Genomic DNA, 23724 nt, shown 5'->3' on the forward strand with positions numbered 1-23724 from the left:
GCTAGAACTCCCCCCAACCGTCCGCCCTACGCCTTCCGTTGGGCTGGCAATTGATTGCGTACAATTGTATACGCATGTCGAAATCCCCCGGAGGGGCACTCCGCCGTTCCGGATGACCGCATATCGAACACTGGGAAATGGAAGAGCCATGGCCGACATCATCTACACCAAGGTCGACGAAGCACCGGAACTGGCAAGCGCCTCGTTCCTGCCGATCATCCGCTCCTTCACCAAGGCCGCCGGCCTCACGATCGGCACCAAGGACATCTCCCTCGCCGGCCGTATCCTGGCGAATTTCCCGGAATACCTGAACGAAGGCCAGAAGCAGTCCGACGATCTCGCCGAACTCGGCCAGATGGTGAAACAGCCGGACGCCAACGTCATCAAGCTGCCGAACATCTCCGCCTCCCAGCCACAGCTCAACGCGGCAATCAAGGAACTGCAGGCCCAGGGCTACAAACTGCCGGAATACCCCGCCGAGCCGAAGACGGATGAGGAAATCGCCGTCAAGGCCAAATACGACGCCATCAAGGGCTCGGCCGTGAACCCGGTCCTGCGCGAGGGTAACTCCGACCGCCGGGCGCCGAAGGCGGTCAAGGAATACGCCAAGAAGAACCCGCACCGCATGGGCGAATGGCTGCCCACCTCCAAGACCCATGTCGCGACCATGGGCAAGGACGACTTCTTTTCCAACGAGAAGTCGGTGACAGTCGCGCCGGAATCCGTCGGAACCGCGAAGATCGAATTCGACGCCGCAGGCGGCGACCTGAAGGTCATGAAAGCCGACTTCCAGCTTGACGCCGGCGACGTCGTCGACGCCACCTACATGAGTGCAAAAGCGCTCGCCGCCTTTCTGGAAAAGGAAATCCAGGACGCCAAGAACCAGGGCGTTCTGTTCTCCGTCCACCTGAAGGCCACCATGATGAAGGTCTCCGACCCGATCATCTTCGGCCATTGCGTCAAAGCGTTCCTGAAGGACGTCTTTGCCAAGCACGAGGACACCTTCCGCGAGCACGGCGTCAATCCGGACCTCGGCATCGGCGACATCGAGGCCAAGCTCGCGACCTTGCCGCCGGCCAAGGCGGAAGAAATCCTGGCCGACATCAAGACGGCCATGGACAATGGTCCGGCCATGTACATGGTGAACTCCGACAAGGGTATCACCAACCTGCACGTCTCCTCCGACGTCATCATCGACGCCTCCATGCCTGCGCTGATCCGCGCAGGCGGCAAGGGCTGGGGCCCGGACGGCAAGGAACACGACGCCAAATGCGTGATTCCGGACAGCTCCTATGCCGGCGTCTACTCAGCCGTCATCGACTTCTGCCGGGAAAACGGTGCCCTCGACCCGGCCAAGATGGGCACCGTGCCCAACGTCGGCCTGATGGCCCAGAAGGCCGAGGAATACGGCTCCCACCCGCAAACCTTCCGCGCGCCCTCGAACGGCACCTTCCGCATCGTCGATCAGGAAGGCAACACCCTGATCGAACACAGCGTCGAGGAAGGCGACATCTGGCGCGCCTGCCGCACCAAGGACGCCCCGATCCGCGACTGGGTCAAGCTCGGCGTCACCCGTGCCCGCCTCTCCGGCATGCCCGGCATCTTCTGGCTCGACAAGTCCCGCGCCCATGACGCGGAACTGATCAAGAAGGTTGAAACCTATCTGCCCGAGCACGACACGTCCGGTCTCGACCTGAAGATCATGGCACCGACGGAAGCCGCCAGATACACCACCGAGCGGATCGCGCGCGGAGAAGACACGATCTCGATCACCGGGAACGTGCTGCGCGATTACCTGACCGATCTCTATCCGATCCTGGAAGTCGGCACCTCGGCCAAGATGCTCTCCATCGTGCCGCTGATGAACGGCGGCGGCCTGTTTGAGACCGGCGCCGGCGGTTCGGCGCCCAAGCACGTTCAGCAGCTGATGGAGGAAAACTACCTGCGCTGGGATTCGCTCGGCGAATTCTGCGCCCTCGGCGCATCGCTGGAGCATCTGGCGAATGCCAATGACAATGCCAAGGCCGCAGTCCTTGCCGAGACCCTCGACAGCGCGATCGAGAAACTCCTCGACAACGACAAGTCCCCGGCGCGCAAGGTCGGCGGTCTCGACAACCGGGGCAGCCACTTCTACATCGCGCTTTACTGGGCCAATGCCCTGGCCGCCCAGGACAAGGATGCGGAGCTGAAAAACCACTTCGCCCCCATTGCGGAGGCTTTGTCCTCCAACGAGGACAAGATCGTGGCGGAACTGAACGGCGTTCAAGGCAGCCCGGTCGACCTTGGCGGCTACTATCATGCCCCGCAAGAGAAAGTCTCCACCGCAATGCGACCCAGCACAACCCTTAATAGAATCGTTGGATAAAGCACTGAAATAGTGTAGGGATACGGGGCGGCTCCGGCCGCCCCTTTTTTGTATCATCCGATGAAGCGTGCGTCTTATGACCGACAGTCCCGTCCAAAATCCAAGGATTCTGACGAGCGCAGGCAAGAAAGAGGTTTCACTTTTTTCGCCCCGCGACAAGCCGCATGCCAACAGCTGGTGGATGGAAACCAGTTTTCTGACGCATACGCTTACGGACAATGATCAGCTGACACTTGAGGCTGCCCTGGAAAAGGCCGTAAACGGTAACAACGCCGTGCTTGTCTCCGCTCTTGGCACGGTCGCCAACGAGCTTCACGCACGCCTGGTTCACCTGGGCTACATGGTACCCGGTCCGGAGTCGGTCCCTTCGGAAATGGTGGACTTCCAGGAAGCCTATGCCCTTACGGAATACGGCACCGCGAAACTCCCGGAGTTTCTTGCGAAACAGCGGCTCCAGTGGCAGATTTTCAACGGAGACCCTGCGCCTGTCGAAGATTTCGCCGGTACCTTCAACGGAATGACGGTCCACCACCGAGGCCTTTCGACGGAGGCTCTGATCTACTTCCGGGAATTCTTCGCGTCGGTCGAAAACACGATCGAGGTCGAGCCCCGCTCCCCTCGTGAGAGTCTTCTCGGCGTTTATGAAACGCTTAGGGTCGTTGAGTCCCGCGGCGGATCCGTCTGGGCCACCACAGAAATCGGATCGATGAACGCGCCGTTTCTCCTCGACATTCTGCTGAGTGAGCGGGGCAATTCCCAAGCAAGTGCGGCAGCACCCAAAAAAGAGAATGAATAAAAAGGCTTACTTGGAGAATAGTCTCGCAAAGCTGTCGTAACCGGAACGCAACACCAGACAAAAACCGGCATCGCGGACGTTTTCCCGCTTGCGAACAACCTAACCAGCCACTATCTCATCCGCACACGCGCTGCGGCGCTGCACTTTTTGTGAGAACGGGATACCGGACATGACCATCATGCACCGCGCGCCCAAAGAGGCGGCAAACCTTCGCTGATCCGCGCTGGCGGTGCGTCGAAGGCGAACCAGGACAAGAGACAGTCTTGCTCCTGATGCGACTTATGTTCTCAAAAAGGTCCCCACATGGGCACTTTTCAAATCGAAGGGGCTGAGCCTGTTCGGCATTCCGCTCCCATTCACCGTTACTATTCAAAAAATTCCTGGATCGAAGGAGCCGCGGAAGATCAGCTTTCGCTCGTCGCGGGCATGTCCGGAATTGCCAGCGTCGCCGCCTTTCCGGACTTGCATCCGGGCAAATATGGCCCGGTCGGCAGCGCCATGATGTCCGACCGGATCTTCCCTCAGCTGATCGGGAACGATATCGGCTGCGGCATGTCGCTGTTCGCGCTGGACCTGCCTGCTCACAGGCTCCGGCTCGACAAGGCAGCGCAGAAAATCCGCGTGCTCGAAGAGCCGTGGGACGGCGACGCGGCCTCACGGCTCAAGGCTGACGATCTTCCGCCCGACCTCCACACGGCATCGCTCGGCACGATCGGCGGTGGCAATCACTTCTGCGAGCTGCAGCAGGTCGAACACATTTCGGACGAGGCAGCCCTCCGGGACACCGGGATTGCCAGGAAAAGCCTGCTGCTGCTGGTTCATTCCGGCTCCCGATCATTCGGCATGTCCGTTTTCGGCACCGTTCTGGAGGAGTTCGCCGGGCTCGATGCGGACAGCCCCAAGGGGCGGAGTTATCTTGAGGCCCACTCCGGGGCGGCCCGCTGGGCAAGCCTCAACCGCCGGCTCATTGCCGAACGCGCGGCAAGTGCCTTGCGTTGCGACATCCAGCCGGTCGCCGACGCTCCGCACAATCTGATCGAGGTTAAGCTGGATGGCCTTCTGCACCGAAAAGGCGCCGCGAAGGCGGACCTCCCCCTTGTTCCGCTGGCCGGATCGAGAGACGCGTTCAGCTATCTGCTGAAACCGCTTGCCGGCAAGCCTGAGGCACTGGCCTCCCTCGCCCATGGCGCGGGACGGAAATATGACCGGCGATCCATGAACGGTCGTGCGGGCACTACCCGGTCGGACCGGGAAAACCTGGCCCGCACCTCCTTCGGCGGCCTTGTCATCTGCGAGGACCGCCAACTCCTGATCGAGGAAGCCCCGAACGCCTACAAGGATCCCGCCCAGGTGGCGGGGGACCTTGAATCGGCAGGCCTGGCCGCCCCCGTGGCAACGCTGAAACCCTTGCTGACCTTCAAGAAGGCGGTAAACGACACACTGGAAAACGCCCGCCGCGACAAGCGGCAACGATTGGCGGACCGGAGGGCGCGGCGATGACACGGAAGGGACGAACCAGACTTCTGGTGACCAGCGGCGACGGTCCGCGCGAATGCCGGCTTGCCGTCAGCCACGTACTTAAGCGCATGGAGCAGGAAGCAAGCGCCGCGGGGCTTCGCTTCGAGGCACAGCGCGCGGACACCCCAGACGGCGGCGACCCGGCGTCGGCGCTTGTGACTTTGAGCGGCGAGAATACGGACCGTTTCGCCAGGCGCTGGTGCGGAACGGTGCAATGGACCAGCCAAAGTCCGTTCCGCCCGCACCACAAGCGGCGAAACTGGTTTGTCGGCATCTTCGAAGCCGGCACAGAGGAGGCACCGGAGGCGGTCCTGACACCGAAGGCGCTCAAGGTGGAGACCTTCCGCTCCGGTGGACCGGGCGGTCAGCACCAGAACACCACCGACAGCGGTGTTCGCGTAACCCATCTCGAGACCGGGCTGTCGGCGTTTTCAACCGACGAACGGTCTCAGCACCGGAACCGGCAGGTCGCCCTTGACCGGCTTGCGGCGAAGTTCATCCTGAGAGCCGAGGAGAGCAAGGCCCGCGACCGGTCCAACCAGAATCAGTTGCACAAGCAGCTGGAACGGGGCAATCCGGTGCGCAAGTTCAAGGGAGAACGGTTTGCTGAAGCCACCTGAAGCGGCGACCGGCACTCCTGCGGCCCTTTGCGTTCCTCCCAGCGGTGAACGCTTGGCCTCAACGTGCTGTCCGAGGAGTGAAGACGCAACGCCATGAAAACCGGGATCCAGGCCATTCTCTTCGACAAGGACGGAACCCTGCTCGACTTCGATGCGACCTGGACGCCGGCTTACAGGTCGGCAGCCCTCTTCGCCGCCGGTAGCGATACGCTTGCCGACCGGCTTCTGAGTGCGACAGGCATGGATCCCGTCACCGGCAAATCGGCGGCGGGTTCGCTTCTGGCAGCGGGAAACACCCGGGAAATTGCCGAAGCCTGGATCGATTTGGGCTGTGCTCACCGTCTTGAGCAGCTGACCTTGCAACTCGACCGGATCTTCATTTCAGCGATGCGCGAGGCTGTACCGATCGCCGGCGTTCCCGAGATGCTTGAGAGACTTGAGAAGCTGGGGTTCGGACTGGGCGTTGCCTCAAGCGACAGCGAACCCTCCATCCGTGCTTTTCTGGAAGGCGCCGGTCTGACGGCAAGGTTCTCGTTTGTCACCGGATACGACACCGGTTTCGGCCCCAAGCCGGAACCGGGCATGGTGCTCGGTTTTGCCGAAGCAATCGCTCTTGACCCTGCCCGGATCGCGGTCATCGGCGACAACACCCACGATCTCGAGATGGCCCGCGCGGCCGGAGCCGGGATGGCAATCGGTGTTCTGACCGGTACAAGCCGGAAACAGGACCTTGAAGCCCTGTCGGACACGGTGCTCGAAAGCGCCGCCGACCTGCCGGACTATCTCGCTCATGCCAACCGCTAGCCTTTCCGGAGACATCCGTGCCGGACAGGATTTTCGGCAAGGGTCAGACGATCAATTCCATGTCGTCGACAATGATCGCCTTGGATCCTGAAACAACCACTTCGTCCACGGTGTCGAAAATCGTATCGTCGAGCGCGAGAGTGTATTCCCGGTTTCCCTTGACCCGGAAGCTCTCGCTGCCGACCAGTTCACCGTCCAGGTAACCCTCGATGACGATGGTCACCTTGGTCCCGCCAACAGCCGTGAAAACCGCTTCCTCGAAATCGAAACTGTCGCCATCGACCTTAACGAAGGACAGGCTGCGGCCGTCGGTCAGTGCCGCGTAGTCCCCTTCCGAAACACCGGCGGCCCGATTGGTGACGATCGCGTCGGTGAACACGAAACCGTCTTCAGCGCCGACGGCCTCGCCCAGGGTGCCGGTTTCAAACCCGATCGAGTACAGGTCCCGGGTGCCGTTGATCGTGATTTCCGCGGTCGCCATGTCGGTGCCGCCACTGCCGTCCGAGATCTCGTAGACAAAACTGTCCGTCGCGGTCTGGCCCGAATAGACATCGGCAAATGCCCCGTTCGGATCATAGGTGAAGGAGCCGTCGCTGGCGAAGGTGACAATGGCGCCGGAGGCCAGGGTGACCGACCCGCCTGTCTGCCCCGCCAGAGACACGAGCGAAACGCCGCTTTCCGGATCGTTGTCATTCGCCAGCAGGCTTCCTGTCAGTGCATTGGTATTGTCGGTGGCAAAGCTGTCGTCTTCGGCTTGCGGCGACATGTTGCCGACTTGAGCCCCGTCGCTGTCCGCGACAACCAGAATGTCGTCGACGTAAAAAGATCCCTGGCCTCTGACGACGATTTCATCGACGCTGTCGAAGCTCTCGTCGAAAGTCAGGGTATAGGCACCCTTGGATTTCATCGTCACCATCTGCGAGGCGACGAGAATGCCGTCATCATAGGCCTCGATCCAGACACGCGGCTTCTTGCCGCCCGCCTTCTGGATGGTCAGGCCGTCGAGGTCGAAGTCCACATCCGACGCGGAGATGGTAAAGCCGCTCGAAACCCCGGAGAGATTGCCTGAAAGCTGTCCACCCGTCGTGATGTCCAGACCGTTGAAAACGAGACCGCTCTGGCCGGCGAAAGTTCCTGGCGCAAAGCCTTCGAAATTGATCTCGGAGAGGACCTTGGTGCCGGAAACGGTTACCACCGCTGTTGCCTGATCGAAGCCACCATTGCCGTCCGAGACCTCGTAAACGAAACTGTCTGTTGCCGTATCGCCAGCGTAGAGCTCCGGGAAGGCGCCGTTCACGTCGTAGGTGAAGGATCCATCACTTGCGAACGTGACGATCGCACCGGAAGCCAGGGTGACCGTGCCACCTGACTGCCCGCCTACACTGACGAGAGACATGCTGTCGCCGTCCGCGTCGCTGTCGTTGTCAAACAGGCTATCGGTCAGAAGATCCGTGTCTTCGATCGTATAGCTGTCGTCGACCGCTACCGGGGACTGGTTGGCGTCCAGCGTGCCGTCGACGCCGGTTCCAAGCGAGATGTCGTCGAGATAGAAACCGCCCTGCGCCCGAACGACGACCTGGTCAATGTTGTTGAAACTGTCGTCGAAGGTGACGTCATAGGCTCCCGACGATTTCAGCAGCACGTAATGCGTTCCGACCAGAACTCCGTCGTCATAGGCGTCGAACCACACCTTCGCCTGTTTGCCGGAAGCCTTCTGGAGGGAAAGGCTGTCCAGGTTGAAGTCCGCGTTGTCCGCCGTGAGGGTGAAGCCTGTGGAATAGGCTTCCATCCCCCCGGACAGTCGCCCCGTCGCGGTGATGTCCACACCGTCGAACGTCAGCCCGTGCTGACCGGCAAACACGCCCGGAGCGAAGCCTTCGAAATCGATCTGCGCCAGTTTGCCCGTGCCTGTAAGGGAAACCACCGCCGTTGCCATGGCCGTGCCGCCCTTGCCGTCGGACACTTCATAGACAATGCTGTCGGTCTCGCCGGAGCCTTCGTAAACGTCGGAGAACGCCCCGTTCGGATCGTAGGTGAACGTCCCGTCGCTGGCGAAGGTGACCAGAGCGCCTGAGGCCAGCGTCACCGAACCTTCCGAATGCCCCGCCACAGTGACGACGGACAGGCTGTCGCCATCAGGATCGCTGTCATTGTCGAGCAGGTTCCCGGTCACGGAACTCGCGACACCGGTCGTATAGCTGTCGTCGACCGCGACCGGGGACTGATTGCCGTCCAGCGTGCCGTCGACGCCGGTTCCAAGCGAGATGTCGTCGAGATAGAAACCGCCCTGCGCCCGAACGACAACCTGGTCGATGTCGTTGAAACTGTCGTCGAAGGTGACGTCATAGGCTCCCGACGATTTCAGCAGCACGTAATGCGTTCCGACCATAACCCCGTCGTCATAGGCGTCGAACCACACCTTCGCCTGTTTGCCGGAAGCCTTCTGGAGGGAAAGACTGTCCAGGTTGAAGTCCGCGTTGTCCGCCGTGAGGGTGAACCCTGTGGAATAGGCCTCCATCCCCCCGGACAGGCGCCCCGTCGCGGTGATGTCCACGCCATCGAACGTCAGCCCGTGCTGACCGGCGAATGTGCCCGGAGCAAACCCTTCGAAATCGATCTGCGCCAGTTTGCCCGTGCCTGTAAGGGAAACCACCGCCGTTGCCATGGCCGTGCCGCCGTTACCGTCGGACACCTCATAGACAAAACTGTCGGTCTCGCCGGAGCCTTCATAAACGTCGGAGAACGCCCCGTTCGGGTCGTAGGTGAACGTTCCGTCGCTGGCGAAGGTGACCAGAGCGCCCGAGGCCAGTGTCACCGTTCCAGCCGCTTGACCGGCCACGGACACGACCGAAAGGCTGTCGCCGTCTCCATCGCTGTCGTTGTCGAGCAAATTTCCGGCAACGGTAGCCGCGACACCGGTCGTATAGCTGTCGTCGACCGCAAGCGGAGACTGGTTTCCGTCCAGCGTGCCGTCGACGCCGGTTCCAAGCGAGATGTCGTCGAGATAGAAACCGCCCTGCGCCCGAACGATGACCTGGTCGATGTCGTTGAAGCTGTCGTCGAAGGTGACGTCATAGGTTCCCGACGACTTCAGCAGCACGTAATGCGTTCCGACCAGAACTCCGTCGTCATAGGCGTCGAACCACACCTTCGCCTGTTTGCCGGAAGCCTTCTGGAGGGAAAGGCTGTCCAGGTTGAAGTCCGCGTTGTCCGCCGTGAGGGTGAAGCCTGTGGAATAGGCTTCCATCCCCCCGGACAGTCGCCCCGTCGCGGTGATGTCCACACCGTCGAACGTCAGCCCGTGCTGACCGGCAAACACGCCCGGAGCGAAGCCTTCGAAATCGATCTGCGCCAGTTTGCCCGTGCCTGTAAGGGAAACCACCGCCGTTGCCATGGCCGTGCCGCCCTTGCCGTCGGACACTTCATAGACAATGCTGTCGGTCTCGCCGGAGCCTTCGTAAACGTCGGAGAACGCCCCGTTCGGATCGTAGGTGAACGTCCCGTCGCTGGCGAAGGTGACCAGAGCGCCTGAGGCCAGCGTCACCGAACCTTCCGAATGCCCCGCCACAGTGACGACGGACAGGCTGTCGCCATCAGGATCGCTGTCATTGTCGAGCAGGTTCCCGGTCACGGAACTCGCGACATCGGTCGTGTAGCTGTCGTCGGCCGCATTCGGCGCGGCATTCGCACCGACGGACGCATCCGTGTGGGTGACGATGGCGATATCGTCGACATAGACTGCCGCCTGGCCCCTCACGACCACTTCGTCGATACTGTCGAAGCTCTCGTCAAAGGTCAGCGTGTAGGCGCCTTTGGATTTCATAGTCACCGATTGCGAGCCGACAAGGACGCCGTCGTCATAGGCATCGATCCAGACTTTCGGCTTTTTGCCCCCCGCCTTCTGGAGCGTCAGGCTGTCAAGATCGAAATCTTCGCCGGCGGCGGTAATGGTGAAGCTTCGCGAATATCCGGACTGCTCCCCAGAAACAGTCACGCCGGTCGTGATATCGAGGTCAGTGAAGACAAGATTGTTCTGTCCGTAGAAAGACCCTTCCGCCAGCCCTTCGAAGTCAATGACGATTGGATTGTCGTCGAGTGGAGGCGTCTCGCCATAGACGGTCACATTCACCGTCGCGGTGTCGTAGTTGCCCTGACCGTCCGAGATCCGATAGGTGAAACTGTCGCTGCCGGTCTCTCCGGTTTCCAGCTGGAAAAAGGCCCCGTTCGGGTCGTAGTCGAAGGTTCCGTCCGCGTTGACCGTGAGCAAGGCTCCGGACGCAAGCGCGATCTGACTGCCGACCCCCGCCTGAGACCCGTTGACCATGTCCAGGGTCAGGGCATCGTTTTCCGGATCGCTGTCGTTGTCGAAGACGTTGCCGGCGAGCGTCCCGGATTCCAGAACGTTGTAACCGTCGTTTGCGGCAACGGGAGCGTAATTATCATAAGCGCCGTCGATGGAGAGCGTCACGTCCGCAGTGCCGGTGGCGTAGCCGTCGGAAACCGAATAGGAGAAGGTCTCCGTCCCTGTTTCTCCGACCGCAAGCAGGTCGAACGCGCCGTTCTGATCGTAGTCCAGGGTGCCGTCAGCGTTCAGCGTGACAATGGCGCCGGAGGCCAGTTGCACCGATCCGCCAGTGGCAATGCTGTTGCCGTCGATGGCGACAATCGTCAGGGCATCGTTTTCCGGATCGCTGTCGTTGGCCAGAACGTCCAGGCCGGTCAGAACGACATCTTCGCCAACGGTGCCCGTATCGCCCACGGCGACCGGCGACTCGTTCGGTGGAATGGTCAGATAGTCCACGACATACTGATAGGTCACGGTCTGGTCGGAGAAGCCCAGCCATTCCACCGTGCTTTCCACCAGATCGATGGCTCCGTTGACGACCTCAAGAAAGCTGCCGGTTACATCGAAGGTGTAGTCGGCGAGCGCGCTGGCGAATTGGACCGTATCCGTGCCGGAGCCGCCGTAATATGTGTCGTCCCCGCCGCTGTCGTGAAAGGTGTCGTTACCGCCGTTGCCGGTCAGAATGTTGTCTGCGCTGTTGCCGTAAAAGGTCTCGGAACCCGCCCCGCCGATGGCGTTTTCGATGATGGTGCCTTCGGCAATCGTCAGGTTGCCGATCTTGCCGCCGATATTGGAGGTGGACGGACTGGTGGACAATCCGTTACTCGGCGCCAGGTTGATCAGCGTATTGTTGCTGTAGCCGGACAGGTCCAACGTGTCGATGCCGCCGCTATCGACAATCGTCGAAGCCGTCTTGTAGGCGTAGCTCGACCACTGGGCCCAGATGTCGCTGACGGCCGAGGTGACCGTTGTATTGAAGCCCCAGGTCGTATCCTCGGTGAAGGCATTGGACACGCCATAGCCTTGAGACCCGTAAAGCGCGTCCAGGGCCATCCAGTCAACGGACATCGGGGTCTGAAGATAGAGGCCGGAGGCATAGATATTGGTGTTTTCCGTCTGGCTGAAATAGGACATCATCGATGCCTGCCAGCTGTCATTGTCGAAATCGTTGCTGACGCCGAAGTTCGCCGTGCCGTTATAGTCCCCCTGATGGCCGAGGCCGAGAGCGTGGCCGACCTCGTGGAAGATGGTCTGCAAAGTGTAATCGTTATAGGTCGAGGTGCCGCCGGACCAACTGCTGGCAACGTTGATCACGCTGACATCAAGGGTCCCGTTGGTGTAATAGTAGGCAGAGTAGGCATAAGCGCCGGAATCGTTGTCGGTGAAGAAGAAATCGACCACCGTATCGTTGGTCGACGTCGTCTCCTCGAAATCGATGCCGAGCGTCGCCTCATAGAGCTTGAACACCTCGCGGACCAGAGCCTTGCGCTGCGCGCTCAGTCCGTTGCTGTCCTCCGAAAAGCCGGAAACATTGTAGTAGAGAACGCCGTCATTCGGATCGGCCCCGGTAGATCCCAGGTTATGGGACCAGCTGCCGTTGGACCTTGAAGACGTCCAGTTGACATCATCCCAGAACCCGCTGATCAGGTAATCGGCCAGGTCCGATAGAGGAGCCGCAGCCGAAGTGGTTGCGGATTTTCCCGTTCCGCCATCTCCGGCATCAAGCTTGAAAAGGGCCTCATCCCTGGCGCCGCAGGCTCCGCAGGGACAAGACAGCTGGTCGTGAATGATCGCGCCGCCTTCGCCCTCAGCCGGTGCGAAGGCCTCGAATGCCTCCCGCCCGGCGCTAGTGCCCGGTTCTTCGAATTCCGTCCAATCGGCCCCTTCACCAACAGCCTCATCCGGTGCATCGAAGCCTGAGCCGACCGCCTCCGTTGGCGCGAGATCGTCATCGCCAGAGCTTTCCCCGCTCTCAAACAGGGAATCGAACAGGGTTTTCAATGAGGTGGTACTGCCAACGTCCGTTGGGTCTTCGGGTCGTCCCGCCCCCTCCTCGACCGCCTGCGATCCGTTCATGACAAAACCGCCCGCCACCGATGGCGCGGCAGCCTCGCTTGAACCTGCGGCGGCGCCGGTCGACACGGTGCTTTCAGAAGCCGCCGTGTCCGCAGTATCGTTCGTTTCCACACCCACCGGCGCACTTTCGGAAAGGCTCCACGACCAGGACCCGTTCGAAAACGAGGCGCTCACCGGCGCCCCGTAGGACGCCAGCGGGATGGTCTGACCGTTTTTTAATCCATGGGCAAACGCCGGATACATTGGGCCTCCCAACGCGATTCTCAGATCTGCTTGGCGGAATTCTTTACAAGCCGCTTCGCCTGACTGCTCGTTATTCTTACAATGCAGTACAACACTCAGGCGTGAAAATTCGCTGAATCTAATGTGTAAATTTATTCAGCCCTTTTATCCTTTTTTAACGCTACGGAATTGCCGCACAACGGGCTGACGGATCAGCATTGCACGCGTTGATTGAACCGCCTCAGACATTGAAACGCAACAGGATTTTTTCCACTGTTTTCCCCTCGGGAGGCTTTTGATTTCTAGGCTGGGCATCAACGCACCAAGCCCCCTTTGTCGCGAAATCAAGCAGCAGCATTCTCGAAACGATAGCACCTGCCAAAAACCTATTATCGCCGCTCGTCCGAAGATGGCTGGCCTTCGGCTTTTCGCTTGCGCTAGGTTTGGGACCTTGCAGCAATCTCTACGGACTTTTTTAATGAAACGAGTTTCTTTTCTTCTTTTAGCCTTTGTCTCGTCTTCCGTCGCAAGCGGTGCAAGCGACTGGAAACCTGCCGGTCTTCCAGCCTACGCCCGGAATATCCCCTATGTCGCGATCGGCGGCGACGGCCTGCTCTACGAGGTCACATCCAACAGAAACGGCTATGTCTTTACCTCGATCCTTGAAACCTACCGGTTTCAGCCATCGGGAAACGCTTTCGCGGGAGAGATTCTCGCGGGCAAACAAGTGACCTACCTTGGCGCGTCCTGTGACGCTTCGACCGGCAACGCATCGGGAACGTGGTCCGTGAGCGGCACGGGACTGGACTTCGCGGTCGCGACCGGAAACGACGCACGAATGGTCTTCCGGCTGCTGTCCACCGGCCTGACGCCATCCCACTCCTGCTGATGAGGGCATTGATGAGATATTTCAGGCATTTGGCGCTTTTGATCGCCCTGCAGGCTCCCTGGACCGCGGCGGCCGCCCCTCTGGAAGATTACTTCTTCGGTTTCAACACCTGCTACGGCCGGTCCTATCCGCTTGAGCACCTTAACAAGAACCCGGACCAGCAGGTCATAGAAATGGCGATCAGCCATTTTCCCGCAAAACAGAACCTGCTCGGCATGGAAAGCCCCTACCAGCCCTATCCGGACACGCCACGGCTGGTTCTGAAGCTGGATGTCTGGATGCGCGGGAAAGACAATCCCTGGCAGGAGAACGCTATCTGCGGTGCGGACGGAGACAGGCTTCTTTGCCGGATCGGGTGTGACGGCGGCGCATTCCACCTGACGGCCCGGCCGGAAAACCGGCTTCTTCTGACACTCGACCGGGAGCTTTACTTCACCCAGTGCGATGCGGGAGACGCTGTTCTCAACCGCACGAAGGCGGACTCGGCCTTTCTTCTGTATCCGATCCCCCAATCTCACTGCCGGGACAATTAGGGTACGGACCTGGCAACCAGCATGCCAAGGATATTACGTCGCAAGCTGGACACGCCTCTTGCGCCGCACAAAACCATTGTATACAAGCGCACACAAAAGTTTTCAGGTACAACGCATACCGTGAAATTCCCTCCGCACTCCTCTCAAAATCGCGAGGCAGAACGATCCATGGCAAAGATCAAAGTCGACAATCCCGTCGTCGAGCTCGACGGCGATGAAATGACCCGTATCATCTGGGCCTTCATCAAGGACAAGCTGATCCACCCCTATCTCGACATCGACCTTCTTTACTACGATCTTTCGATCCAGAAGCGCGACGAGACCGACGATCAGATCACGGTCGACGCCGCCGAGGCGATCAAGAAGCACGGTGTCGGCGTCAAATGCGCGACGATCACGCCGGACGAGGCCCGGGTGGAGGAATTCGGCCTGAAGCGCATGTATCGCTCGCCGAACGGCACGGTCCGCAACATTCTGGGCGGCGTGATCTTCCGCGAGCCGATCATCATGCAGAACGTGCCGCGTCTGGTGCCCGGCTGGACCCAGCCGATCATCGTCGGCCGCCACGCCTTCGGCGACCAGTACCGCGCGACCGACTTCACCTTTCCCGGCAAGGGAAAACTGACCATGAAATTCGTCGGTGAGGACGGCACGGTCATCGAGCGCGAGGTCTACGACGCGCCGTCCGCCGGCGTGGCCATGGCCATGTATAACCTGGACGAGTCCATTCGCGATTTCGCCCGCGCCTCCCTCAACTACGCCCTGCAGCGCAAGGTGCCCTGCTATCTTTCCACCAAGAACACGATCCTTAAAGCCTATGACGGCCGCTTCAAGGACCTGTTCCAGGAAACCTACGAGGCGGAGTTCAAGGAGAAATTCGCCGATGCCGGAATCTGGTACGAACACCGGCTGATCGACGACATGGTCGCCTCCGCCCTGAAATGGTCCGGCGGCTATGTCTGGGCCTGCAAGAACTACGACGGTGACGTTCAATCGGATACGGTGGCCCAGGGCTTTGGCTCGCTCGGCCTGATGACGTCCGTCCTCATGACGCCGGACGGAAAGACGGTGGAGGCGGAAGCCGCCCACGGGACCGTCACCCGCCACTATCGCCAGCACCAGAAAGGCGAAAGCACCTCGACCAACTCCATCGCGTCGATCTTCGCCTGGACCCGGGCCCTTGCCCATCGGGCCAAGCTCGATGGCAACGACAAGCTCGCCCGCTTCGCCAAGACGCTTGAAAGCGTCTGCATAAAGACAGTGGAATCCGGCTACATGACCAAGGACCTGGCCCTGCTTGTCGGCCCGGAGCAGGCCTGGCTGACGACCACCGGCTTCCTGGACAAGATCGACGAGAACCTGTCCAAGGCGATGAGCGAGCTGTAAGGGCGGCGGCCCGACCCTGTTAGAAAAACGCGTCCCGGCACGTCACGCCGCCCCGTAACTTTTGCCAACCTCGGTCAGATGAGTTCTTGTTAACCGAGGTTGGTATAAGACCAAGCATCGGGCGCAACGAAAACGTGAAGGCTGGTGGCATGACGCGAACAGAAATGACCGGCACCCAGAAAACGGCAGGCAATCCGGACATCGAATTCACCCGGCTTGAGGACATTGGTCTTGCCGCGAGCGGACAACCGTCGCAGCACCGGCTGGAAACGCCAGCCACGTCGCCCTGGACCGATGCCATCGACCGGCTGAAGGCGCGTTTTCCAGGCCACACTGCGGACCAGATCGCCATAGCCGTGTTCTCGACATATGCGGCACGCGTAAGCGAGACCAAATCCACTGCCTTCGCATACGCCTGCGGTCCGTCGACGGACCTTGCCGTTTTCGAGTTTGGCGTCCTGGCAGAGGACACCTTTTCCGACGCTCTCGCCAAGGTCGGCCGCGCCGGGGTTTCCGCGACGGATGAAACCTCCGCGAACCTCTCCGCGCGAAACCAAGACAGTGCCCCCCTGGTGGTTACGCTCGGCGACCGACCGGCAACGGTTCCTGGTGGCGGCGTTCAGCTTCACTGCCACAGCGATGGCAAACTGACCTGGATACATCCCGGCACCCTTGCCGCGGACAGCTTCGGTCTCATCGAAGAGCGCATGGCAGCGCTCGCGGCCGGGATCGCCGAGGACCCCGAGCTGCCGCTGGTCCACCAGCCCATCATGTCGGCCCGGGAACGCAAACTCGTTGTGGAAACCTGGAACGCCACCGACCGCCCCTATGCCGATAACGGCGGACTGGTCGCGATGATGGAACGCTGCGTTGAGACAACCCCGGATCATCCAGCCCTGATCTACAAGGAAGAGGCCCTCAGCTACGCCGAATTCAATGCCCGCGTGAACCGCCTTGCGCATGTCCTGCGAGCCAAGGGCGTCGGCCGAGACACATTCGTCGCGCTGTTCATGGATCGCAGCCTGGAAATGGTGATCGGTCTCTGGGCAACACTCAAGGCCGGCGGCGCCTATGTGCCATTGAACACGGAGGATCCGGCCGCACGTCTGACCGAAATTATCGAGGATTGCAAACCGGTTGCGGTTCTGACGCAGGCGCATCTCAGGGACCGGATTGAAACGGAGTTTTCGGACGTCATCGTGCTGACGGAAGGCGGTGACACCGGTCCCGGTGGCGAGAGCCAAAATCCCGAAGTCGAGATCGGAGCAAACGATCTCGCATATATGATCTACACTTCAGGCTCCACCGGGAAGCCGAAGGGCGTGGTCATCGAACATGAAGCGATCCACAATCGCGTTGTGTGGATGCACGAGGAGTACGGCCTCGATCCGCTGGACCGGGTTCTGCAGAAGACCCCCTACACTTTCGACGTCTCCGTGTGGGAGTTCCTCTGGCCCTTTTCGGTCGGGTCTACGCTGGTGGTGGCCGCGCCCGGCGGTCACATGTCGATCAGATACCTACAGCGCGTTATCCAGCAGTCGGGCGTAACGCATCTGCACTTCGTTCCGTCGATGCTGCGCCTGTTCCTTCTTGCTCCGGCGCTCGAGAACTTGCCGATCAAGAAGCTGTTCTGCTCCGGCGAGGCTCTCGGTTTCGACCTCGTCCAGTCCTTCTACGAAAAGGCCAATGATTTCGTGGAAGTTCACAATCTCTATGGCCCGACGGAAGCGGCCGTCGATGTCAGTTATTTCGCCTGCCCGCGCCATCCTGCGGATCACAGCATCCCGATCGGCAGGCCGGTCGCCAATACCGGCCTTTACGTGCTCGACGAGTACGACCAACCGGTCCCGGTCGGCGTTCCGGGCGAACTTCACATCGGCGGCATTCAACTGGCGCGCGGATACTGGAACCGCGAGGACCTCACTCGGGAGCGTTTCATTCCCTGCCCCCTCCCCGACGCTCCGCACCGGCGCCTCTACCGGACCGGGGACCTGGCCTATTTCCGCCCCGATGGCGAAATCATCTATCTCGGCCGAAACGATTTTCAGGTGAAGATCAACGGCGTGCGCATGGAACTCGGCGAAATCGAGGCGGCCATCCGTTGCGCGGAAGGCGTCAGGGACGTCGTCGTTGTCGCGGAAGAAACCGATGGCAACAAGAGCCTGGTGGCCTATGTGGCCGCCGATACGGGCGACGAAGCGATGGCGGCCGCGGTCAAGAACGCGGTGTCGGAGAAATGCCCTGTTTTCTACATCCCGCAGGAGGTCCGGTTCCTGGCGGAAATGCCGCTGACGGTGTCCGGCAAGATCGACCGCAAGGTTCTCAAGGACCAGAAACGGCTCTAAGAACCCGGGACGTGTGACCGCGACCGGGAACCCCACCCGTCAAATGACGATGGAAGATCCGCTCGGCTGCTGTCTCAGCACACCGGCGACGATCTCGAGGCCCCGCTTCACCCGGTCCTCGCTCGCCTCGTGGCTGACGCAGATGCGAATGGCCTCCGGCGCGTCAGGCGCGTTGGGCGCAAATGAGCGGCCTTCGCTGACCAGAACACCAAGGCGAGCGCATTCGGCGCTGAACACGTCGGCCCTCCAGCCATCCGGAAGAGGCACCCAGGTGTGGAAGCCTTCTGAAACTGCTGGCCGCGCAACCGCACCAAGCGTTTGCCGAACGATCCGCTGCCGGTGGGAGGCGACACGAATTTGTTTGCCACTGAGTTCGGCCACCGTTCCGTCCGCTATTAATCGGGTTGCCACCTCCAGGGTCAAGGGCGGTGTCATCCAGACGCTCAGGTTCACCGATTGGTGCAGCGCCGGGGCGAACGTCTTCGGAGCCTTGAGAAAGCCCACCCGCAGCCCGGGCGCGACCGCCTTCGACAGGCTCGTTACATAGACCGTCGTTTCCGGCGCCAACTGCGCCAGCGGCGGCGGCTTGTCGGGCTTGAGCGGCCCGAACACATCGTCCTCGATCAGGATCACACTGTGGCGGTCGGCAATCTCCGCGATCCGCTGCCGCCGCGCACCGGACAAAGTGGCCGTGGTCGGAGCCTGCAGTGTCGGCGTGAGGTAAAAAGCGGAGGGATTTGCGTCACGGCACCATGCCTCGAAGGCCTCCGGAATTACACCCTCGCCATCCATCGCGACTGATCCGGTTTGCAGGTTGAGACGTGCGGCCATCGCGAGCACAGGCGTGTAGGTCAGCGCCTCCGTCAGCAGAAGGTCCCCGGGCCGCAACAAGGCCGTCAGGGCGCACAAAATACCATGCTGCGCTCCGACCACCGGAACGATGCAGTCGCGTTCCGCATCGACGCCGCACATCTCAAGCCACATCTGGCCGGCTTCGCGGTGATGAACGAGATCCGCGTCGGTCTGATAGTCGAGCAAGGACCGCAAGCCTGTGTCTTCCGCGATGCCCGAGATCGCACGGCGAATGTGGTCTTCTGAAAAACCCGGTATCGGCAGATTTCGGGACAGGTCAATTGGGCCCTTGTCCGCCCGCAGCAAGTTTTCCGCTTCGGCCCGGTCCGGTTCCGCACCTGCGGAACGCACAAACGTCCCCCGGCCGACCTCTCCCTTCAGAAGCGCCCGCTTCAAGGCTTCGGCGTAGGCCCGGCTGGTCGTGTTCGGGGAGATCCCCAGTTGATAGGCCAGCTCCCTGTGCGGCGGCAGGCGCGTTCCTGCGGACAAACGCCCCGTCGCGATATCCTCCGCCATGGCCTCCACGATCCGGAGGTATTTCGGACCGCTCCGGTAGGAGAGGTCTGGAACCCAAATTGCCATCAGATCAATCTTTCTATTGAACTGATGCAGTTATGGATGCAATTCCTGTTGCCGTCAAACTCATCACGGTCTCCTGCCATGTCGCTTTTCTCTCCCTCAGCCGGGAAAGGCATCGCCCTCTCCCTCGTTTGCCTGGTTCTTCTCGGCATCATGCCGGTCATCTCGAACCTGCGGCCTTCCGATACCGGCGCGCTCAGCTTCGCCTTTGCGCTGTCGGTCTGGCAGGTCGCCTTCGCCGCACCCGTGTTGGGCTGGGAACTGAGAACCGGAACCAGAGGCATCTTCGGTCTTCACCTCTCCCGCCGCCAACGCGGTCGCATGATTGCCGTGGCGCTTTTCACCGGCGCACTCTTCGGCCTCTCGACTTACCTCTACGTTCTCGGGGTGGAAAAGGCCGGTGCGGCCAACGCGGCGATCGGTATCCAGGCCTATCCGCTGTTCGCGATCCTGTGGGAAACGCTTTTCCTGAAACGCCGGAAGACCGGCGTGGAACTGGCCATAACGGCCGTCTTGATCGGTGCACTCTATCACCTTGGCACAGGCGGCACCTTCCTCATGTCCGGCCTGTCGCCCTGGTTCCTCGTGTCACTCGGGGTTCCCCTGCTCTGGAGCGTCGCGCATGTCATCATCAAGGAGGAGCTCGGTAGCACGCCGATCACGCCCGCCCAGGTGACATTCTTCCGAGTGGTGATTTCGACCCTGTTTCTGGCAGTCGTTCTGGCCCTCGTCAGTCCGTCGGGGCTCGCCGCCGGACTGAAGGCGATCCTTCAGACGATGTCGGCCGTCATGGGCCTGGTCTATTTTCTGGAGCTGATCGTGTGGTTCTACGCGATGCGCCACATCGACGTGTCGCTGGCCAGTTCCATCACCACCCCCTGGCCCGCCCTGACGATGGTTCTCGCCGTGCCGCTTCTCGGAGAAGCCATCGCGCCCTATCAGGTCGCGGCACTTGCCGTCGTTGTGACCTGCATTTACGGCCTGACACTCGCAGGCCTGCGAAAACACAAGGCTCAGCATGCAGGTTAGAGATATCGGCAACGCTCCGTATTCCTGCCTGTGCGATGTGAACGCCAATCGGTACAGTGTGTGACGCATCGGGACGTTTTTACGGTAGTCCTGCAATAGGCTGAGGCCCGTTAGTTTGCCGAAACCCAAGCCGAGGAAACGAAACGCCGTCATGATCGATCTGTTTGGCGCCGACTATTCCGTCTATGTGCGCTCCGCCCGGCTCGCGCTTGAGGAAAAGGGCGTGGCCTATGCGCTTCGTCCTGTTGACGTGTTTGCTGCGGGAGGACCGCCGGAAAGTTATCTCGCCCTCCAGCCGTTCGGAAAAATTCCGGCGCTCAAGGACGGAGACTTCGCTCTCTATGAAACCCAGGCCATCCTGCGCTACGTGGACGAGGCCTTCGACGGCCCTGCCCTTCAGCCCGAAACGGCCAAGGCCCGCGCCCGGATGAACCAATGCCTCGCGATCCTGGACAACTACGCCTACCGGACGCTGGTCTGGGGCATCTATGTCGAGCGTATCGTGAAGACGCAGGACGGCCGACCGGCGGACGAAGTCGCAATCGCCTCCGCCCTGGGTCTCGCACGCACCGTCGTTTCCGCCCTCGAAGCGCTCGCCGCCCCCGGCCCGTTCCTGCTCGGGGAGCGGCCGACCCTCGCCGATTGTCACGCAGCCCCCATGCTCAGCCTGTTCGAACAGGCCGAGGAAGGCCAGATGGTGCTGAAATCCGCGCCGAAGCTTGCAACCTGGCTTGAAGCTTTCCGGACGCGGCAGAGCTTTCAAAAGACGGAACCCGCGATTTCCGAAACATCAGAATAGCCGCTGCTTCAGCCCTTGAGCGCGAAATCCAGTGCCGCCTTCGCGTGCAGCACCGTCGTGTCAAACGCAGGGATCTCGAAATCCTCCGCCTTGACCAGAAGACCGATCTCCGTACAGCCGAAGATAACGCCGTCCGCCCCTTTCGAGGCCTCCTTGGTCACCACCTCCAGATAGGTTTCCTTGGAATCCGGCCACACCTCGCCCCGGCAGAGCTCTTCGTAGATGATCCGGTGGATTTCCGCCCGGTCTTCCGGCTCCGGCACCCAAACGTCGATGCCATGCGTCTCGCGCAGGTAGCCTTTGAGGAAATCCTGCTCCATCGTGTACGCGGTGGCAAGCAGCAGCGGCGCCCTGCAACCGGCCTCCTTGATCGCAGGCGCGATGCTGTCGGCGATATGGAGGAGTGGAGTGTCTATGGCCGCCTGCACCTCAGCCGCCATCTTGTGCATGGTGTTGGTGCAGATCAGCAGGCACTCGGCGCCACCCCGCTCAAGATTGCGCGCGGCCGCCACCATCAGCTCCGTCGCCCGTTCCCAATCGCCCGCCGTCTGCGCGGCCTCGATCTCGGCGAAATCGAAGGACCAGACAAGGCACTTGGCCGAATGCAGCCCCCCGAGCCGGTCCCGTGCCATGCTGTTGAGGACCCGATAGTAGACAGCGGTGCTTTCCCAGCTCATTCCACCGAGCAATCCAATGGTTTTCATGATAGCGTTCCGCCTGCCTGGGGTCTTTGGAGAAGTCGAAATTGACCGCGCTTGAATCATTTTCTGAACAAAGACATTTTCGCATTACATGTCAGCTTCTTAGGAGATTTCTCTTAAGCGCCGCGCTGCTGACTTTCGCAAGTCTAGGCGCGATGGCCCAATCCGTCTACGAGCCGGCGCGCGGAAGCGGCGAGCGTGGTGCCATTTTGAACACTTTGCGCCCGATGCTGGAAGCCCGGGTCGGACCGCCGGTCGAATTCATCGTGAACTGGTTGCGTGCCGGTGAAGGCTGGGCGTTCGTGCAGGTCTCGCCGCAGCGGCCGGGTGGAAATCCCATCGATCTCAGACGAACGACCTTTGCCTCGCAGCTGGACTATATGGACGGCATCGTCACATACGCCCTGCTGCGTTATCAGCACGATCGCTGGAACCTGATCGATTTCGTTATCGGCCCGACGGACGTTTTCTGGCAGGGCGATCCGCTTTATGAAAGACTGCCACGGGGACTGACGCCTTATTGAGAAGGCGTTTTCGTCTTGTCACCGTCGTCTTCGCCCTCGTCCACATCCTTGTCCTCCGGGCCGCATTCGCTTTCCTCGAAAAGCTCGGGTTCCGTGCGCGCCTCTTCGCCATCGGCAAACACGCCTGCCTGCTCCAGTTCTTCCTCGGCCAGTTCTCCAAGGACCTTCTTGCCGGCCTCCGCCCGTTCCCGCGCTTCTTCCATGATCTTGCGCGCGAGCGCCGCATCCCGGTCCATGAGGTTTCTGAGAGCTTCCGCCTCGAGAATCAAAAGCTGGCACTCCCGGTAGGCTGTCACTTTGGCGGTCCGGCGCGTCTGGTTGATAAGCGCCAGCTCCCCGAAGAAACTGCCTTCGCCGAGATAGATCGTGTCGTGAGGCAGCTTGATTTCCACCTCCCCCTCGGAGATGAAATACATGCGGTCGGCGACGTCGCCCCTCTCGGCGATTGTCAGGCCCTTGCGCACTTTCTGCGCCTGCAGGAGCTTGGTGACTTCCGCGATTTCCGTCGCTTTCAGGTCCTCGAACAGGGGCACGCGAGCCACCATCGACCAGGTGATCACGAAATCGCGGCTGTGGATCTCGCGTGCGAAGGCCGACGCGATGATGCCGACCGGCAGTGCGATCAGACCGTAGCCCATGAGCATGACCACGTTGCTGACCAGTTTGCCCAGATTGCTCACGGGAACGACATCGCCGTATCCGACCGTGGTCACGGTCGTGATGGCCCAGTAGATGCCATGCAGGATACTGCGGAATTTTTGCGGTTGATCGTCGTTTTCGATCAGGTACATCAGCGTGGCCGACAACAGGATCACGCCGAAGATGATCATGGTCGATCCGAGCAGCGCGCGCCGTTCCGACGCGACCGCGGAAATCAGCGATCGGAGCGCCGGCGAGTAGCGGGCGAGCTTCAAAAAACGCAGCAAGCGCAGGATAACGACGACCGTGACGGCCTGGTTGGGAAGAAACAGGACAAACAGCAGCGGCAGCGCGCCGATCAGATCGACAAGCGCATCCGGCTGGAGCGCGTAGCGCAACCGGGACCAGAAAGGACCGTACCGGCGCAGGGGCGGATGAAGATCCGCCACGTAAAGCCTCAGAACATATTCGATGACGAACACGAGACCGCAGGCGAGCTGGACAAAACTCAGATGCGTGCCCAGGGCCTGCCTGATTTCCGGAACCGTCTCGAGAACGGCCAGAACGATATTCCCGATGATGAGAACCACCAGAACCTGGCGCAGCGCCCGCGCGGCCAGCTTCCGCTTGCCGGTATCCTCAAGCACTTCGTAAAGTGCTCTTTTGAACCCCTCCCGATACACCGCGTTCCCCGTTTCCGCT

Annotated in this window: 17 protein-coding genes; 13 read left to right on the forward strand and 4 right to left on the reverse strand. The window is 60.9% G+C overall.

Annotation, left to right across the window (positions count from 1 at the left end):
* The first annotated feature begins 148 nt into the window (after positions 1 to 148).
* From JF539_RS13380 to JF539_RS13400, 5 genes are all read left to right on the forward strand, one after another.
* Complete coding sequence (locus JF539_RS13380) at positions 149 to 2365, forward strand: NADP-dependent isocitrate dehydrogenase (protein ID WP_207141170.1); 2217 nt, start codon at positions 149 to 151, stop codon at positions 2363 to 2365.
* Between the two features lie 76 nt (positions 2366 to 2441).
* On the forward strand, positions 2442 to 3161 hold the full coding sequence (locus JF539_RS13385) for a hypothetical protein (protein WP_207141171.1): 720 nt from the start codon (positions 2442 to 2444) through the stop codon (positions 3159 to 3161).
* 303 nt (positions 3162 to 3464) lie between these two features.
* Positions 3465 to 4661, forward strand: a complete 1197-nt coding sequence (locus JF539_RS13390) for an RNA ligase RtcB family protein (protein ID WP_207141172.1) — start codon at positions 3465 to 3467, stop codon at positions 4659 to 4661.
* Positions 4658 to 5299, forward strand: a complete 642-nt coding sequence (gene prfH, locus JF539_RS13395) for a peptide chain release factor H (protein WP_207141173.1) — start codon at positions 4658 to 4660, stop codon at positions 5297 to 5299. Before JF539_RS13390 ends, prfH begins: the two co-directional genes overlap by 4 nt.
* Positions 5300 to 5392: 93 nt before the next feature.
* The gene (locus JF539_RS13400; protein ID WP_207141174.1) at positions 5393 to 6103 is read left to right on the forward strand and encodes an HAD family hydrolase; all 711 of its coding nucleotides are present in this window, start codon (positions 5393 to 5395) and stop codon (positions 6101 to 6103) included.
* Positions 6104 to 6146: 43 nt separating this feature from the next.
* Here the strand turns inward: JF539_RS13400 and JF539_RS13405 are convergent, their stop codons facing one another.
* Positions 6147 to 12524 carry an Ig-like domain-containing protein gene (locus JF539_RS13405; RefSeq protein WP_207141175.1) on the reverse strand — a complete coding sequence of 2126 codons (6378 nt, stop codon included), beginning with the start codon at positions 12522 to 12524 and terminating at the stop codon, positions 6147 to 6149.
* Here JF539_RS13405 and JF539_RS13410 point away from each other — a divergent pair.
* The 5 genes from JF539_RS13410 (at position 12523) to JF539_RS13430 (ending at position 17899) form a co-directional block, all read left to right on the forward strand.
* On the forward strand, positions 12523 to 12711 hold the full coding sequence (locus JF539_RS13410) for a hypothetical protein (RefSeq protein ID WP_207141176.1): 189 nt from the start codon (positions 12523 to 12525) through the stop codon (positions 12709 to 12711). The two genes, JF539_RS13405 and JF539_RS13410, sit on opposite strands and share 2 nt — an antisense overlap.
* Positions 12712 to 13224: 513 nt before the next feature.
* Positions 13225 to 13635 (forward strand): hypothetical protein, encoded by a 411-nt coding sequence (locus JF539_RS13415; protein ID WP_207141177.1) that lies wholly within the window; start codon positions 13225 to 13227, stop codon positions 13633 to 13635.
* Positions 13636 to 13646: 11 nt separating this feature from the next.
* Positions 13647 to 14168, forward strand: coding sequence for a hypothetical protein (locus tag JF539_RS13420; RefSeq protein WP_207141178.1), 522 nt, complete (start codon positions 13647 to 13649; stop codon positions 14166 to 14168).
* A 168-nt stretch (positions 14169 to 14336) separates the two neighbouring features.
* Positions 14337 to 15554 carry an NADP-dependent isocitrate dehydrogenase gene (locus JF539_RS13425; RefSeq protein ID WP_207141179.1) on the forward strand — a complete coding sequence of 406 codons (1218 nt, stop codon included), beginning with the start codon at positions 14337 to 14339 and terminating at the stop codon, positions 15552 to 15554.
* Between the two features lie 149 nt (positions 15555 to 15703).
* Complete coding sequence (locus JF539_RS13430) at positions 15704 to 17899, forward strand: non-ribosomal peptide synthetase (RefSeq protein ID WP_207141180.1); 2196 nt, start codon at positions 15704 to 15706, stop codon at positions 17897 to 17899.
* A 39-nt stretch (positions 17900 to 17938) separates the two neighbouring features.
* Here JF539_RS13430 and JF539_RS13435 read toward each other — a convergent pair whose 3' ends face one another.
* Positions 17939 to 19333: a PLP-dependent aminotransferase family protein gene (locus tag JF539_RS13435; RefSeq protein WP_207141181.1), complete on the reverse strand. Its 1395-nt coding sequence runs from the start codon at positions 19331 to 19333 to the stop codon at positions 17939 to 17941.
* A gap of 78 nt (positions 19334 to 19411) precedes the next feature.
* On the opposite strand from JF539_RS13435, the gene JF539_RS13440 reads away from it, so the two are divergent.
* Together JF539_RS13440 and JF539_RS13445 are read left to right on the forward strand one after the other, a co-directional pair.
* Positions 19412 to 20359, forward strand: coding sequence for an EamA family transporter (locus JF539_RS13440; protein WP_207141182.1), 948 nt, complete (start codon positions 19412 to 19414; stop codon positions 20357 to 20359).
* A gap of 151 nt (positions 20360 to 20510) precedes the next feature.
* Positions 20511 to 21158 carry a glutathione S-transferase family protein gene (locus JF539_RS13445; RefSeq protein ID WP_207141183.1) on the forward strand — a complete coding sequence of 216 codons (648 nt, stop codon included), beginning with the start codon at positions 20511 to 20513 and terminating at the stop codon, positions 21156 to 21158.
* A gap of 8 nt (positions 21159 to 21166) precedes the next feature.
* Here the strand turns inward: JF539_RS13445 and JF539_RS13450 are convergent, their stop codons facing one another.
* On the reverse strand, positions 21167 to 21862 hold the full coding sequence (locus JF539_RS13450) for an aspartate/glutamate racemase family protein (RefSeq protein WP_207141184.1): 696 nt from the start codon (positions 21860 to 21862) through the stop codon (positions 21167 to 21169).
* A 152-nt stretch (positions 21863 to 22014) separates the two neighbouring features.
* On the opposite strand from JF539_RS13450, the gene JF539_RS13455 reads away from it, so the two are divergent.
* Entirely contained in the window at positions 22015 to 22383 is a 369-nt protein-coding gene (locus JF539_RS13455) for a hypothetical protein (protein WP_209017274.1), read from the forward strand.
* Here the strand turns inward: JF539_RS13455 and JF539_RS13460 are convergent.
* Positions 22377 to 23669, reverse strand: a complete 1293-nt coding sequence (locus tag JF539_RS13460; protein WP_209017275.1) for a cyclic nucleotide-gated ion channel — start codon at positions 23667 to 23669, stop codon at positions 22377 to 22379. The two genes, JF539_RS13455 and JF539_RS13460, sit on opposite strands and share 7 nt — an antisense overlap.
* Positions 23670 to 23724: the final 55 nt, after the last annotated feature.

It is taken from the genome of Roseibium aggregatum (assembly GCF_017309185.1).
Classification (GTDB): domain Bacteria; phylum Pseudomonadota; class Alphaproteobacteria; order Rhizobiales; family Stappiaceae; genus Roseibium; species Roseibium aggregatum_B.

Bases quoted from the DNA above. Each gene is read 5' to 3' on its own strand.
- JF539_RS13380 (WP_207141170.1), top strand. From the start codon at position 149: ATGGCCGACATCATCTACACCAAGGTCGACGAAGCACCGGAACTGGCA.
- JF539_RS13385 (WP_207141171.1), top strand. From the start codon at position 2,442: ATGACCGACAGTCCCGTCCAAAATCCAAGGATTCTGACGAGCGCAGGC.
- JF539_RS13390 (WP_207141172.1), top strand. From the start codon at position 3,465: ATGGGCACTTTTCAAATCGAAGGGGCTGAGCCTGTTCGGCATTCCGCT.
- prfH (WP_207141173.1), top strand. From the start codon at position 4,658: ATGACACGGAAGGGACGAACCAGACTTCTGGTGACCAGCGGCGACGGT.
- JF539_RS13400 (WP_207141174.1), top strand. From the start codon at position 5,393: ATGAAAACCGGGATCCAGGCCATTCTCTTCGACAAGGACGGAACCCTG.
- JF539_RS13410 (WP_207141176.1), top strand. From the start codon at position 12,523: ATGACAAAACCGCCCGCCACCGATGGCGCGGCAGCCTCGCTTGAACCT.
- JF539_RS13405 (WP_207141175.1), bottom strand. From the start codon at position 12,524: ATGAACGGATCGCAGGCGGTCGAGGAGGGGGCGGGACGACCCGAAGAC.
- JF539_RS13415 (WP_207141177.1), top strand. From the start codon at position 13,225: ATGAAACGAGTTTCTTTTCTTCTTTTAGCCTTTGTCTCGTCTTCCGTC.
- JF539_RS13420 (WP_207141178.1), top strand. From the start codon at position 13,647: ATGAGATATTTCAGGCATTTGGCGCTTTTGATCGCCCTGCAGGCTCCC.
- JF539_RS13425 (WP_207141179.1), top strand. From the start codon at position 14,337: ATGGCAAAGATCAAAGTCGACAATCCCGTCGTCGAGCTCGACGGCGAT.
- JF539_RS13430 (WP_207141180.1), top strand. From the start codon at position 15,704: ATGACGCGAACAGAAATGACCGGCACCCAGAAAACGGCAGGCAATCCG.
- JF539_RS13435 (WP_207141181.1), bottom strand. From the start codon at position 19,333: ATGGCAATTTGGGTTCCAGACCTCTCCTACCGGAGCGGTCCGAAATAC.
- JF539_RS13440 (WP_207141182.1), top strand. From the start codon at position 19,412: ATGTCGCTTTTCTCTCCCTCAGCCGGGAAAGGCATCGCCCTCTCCCTC.
- JF539_RS13445 (WP_207141183.1), top strand. From the start codon at position 20,511: ATGATCGATCTGTTTGGCGCCGACTATTCCGTCTATGTGCGCTCCGCC.
- JF539_RS13450 (WP_207141184.1), bottom strand. From the start codon at position 21,862: ATGAAAACCATTGGATTGCTCGGTGGAATGAGCTGGGAAAGCACCGCT.
- JF539_RS13455 (WP_209017274.1), top strand. From the start codon at position 22,015: ATGGCCCAATCCGTCTACGAGCCGGCGCGCGGAAGCGGCGAGCGTGGT.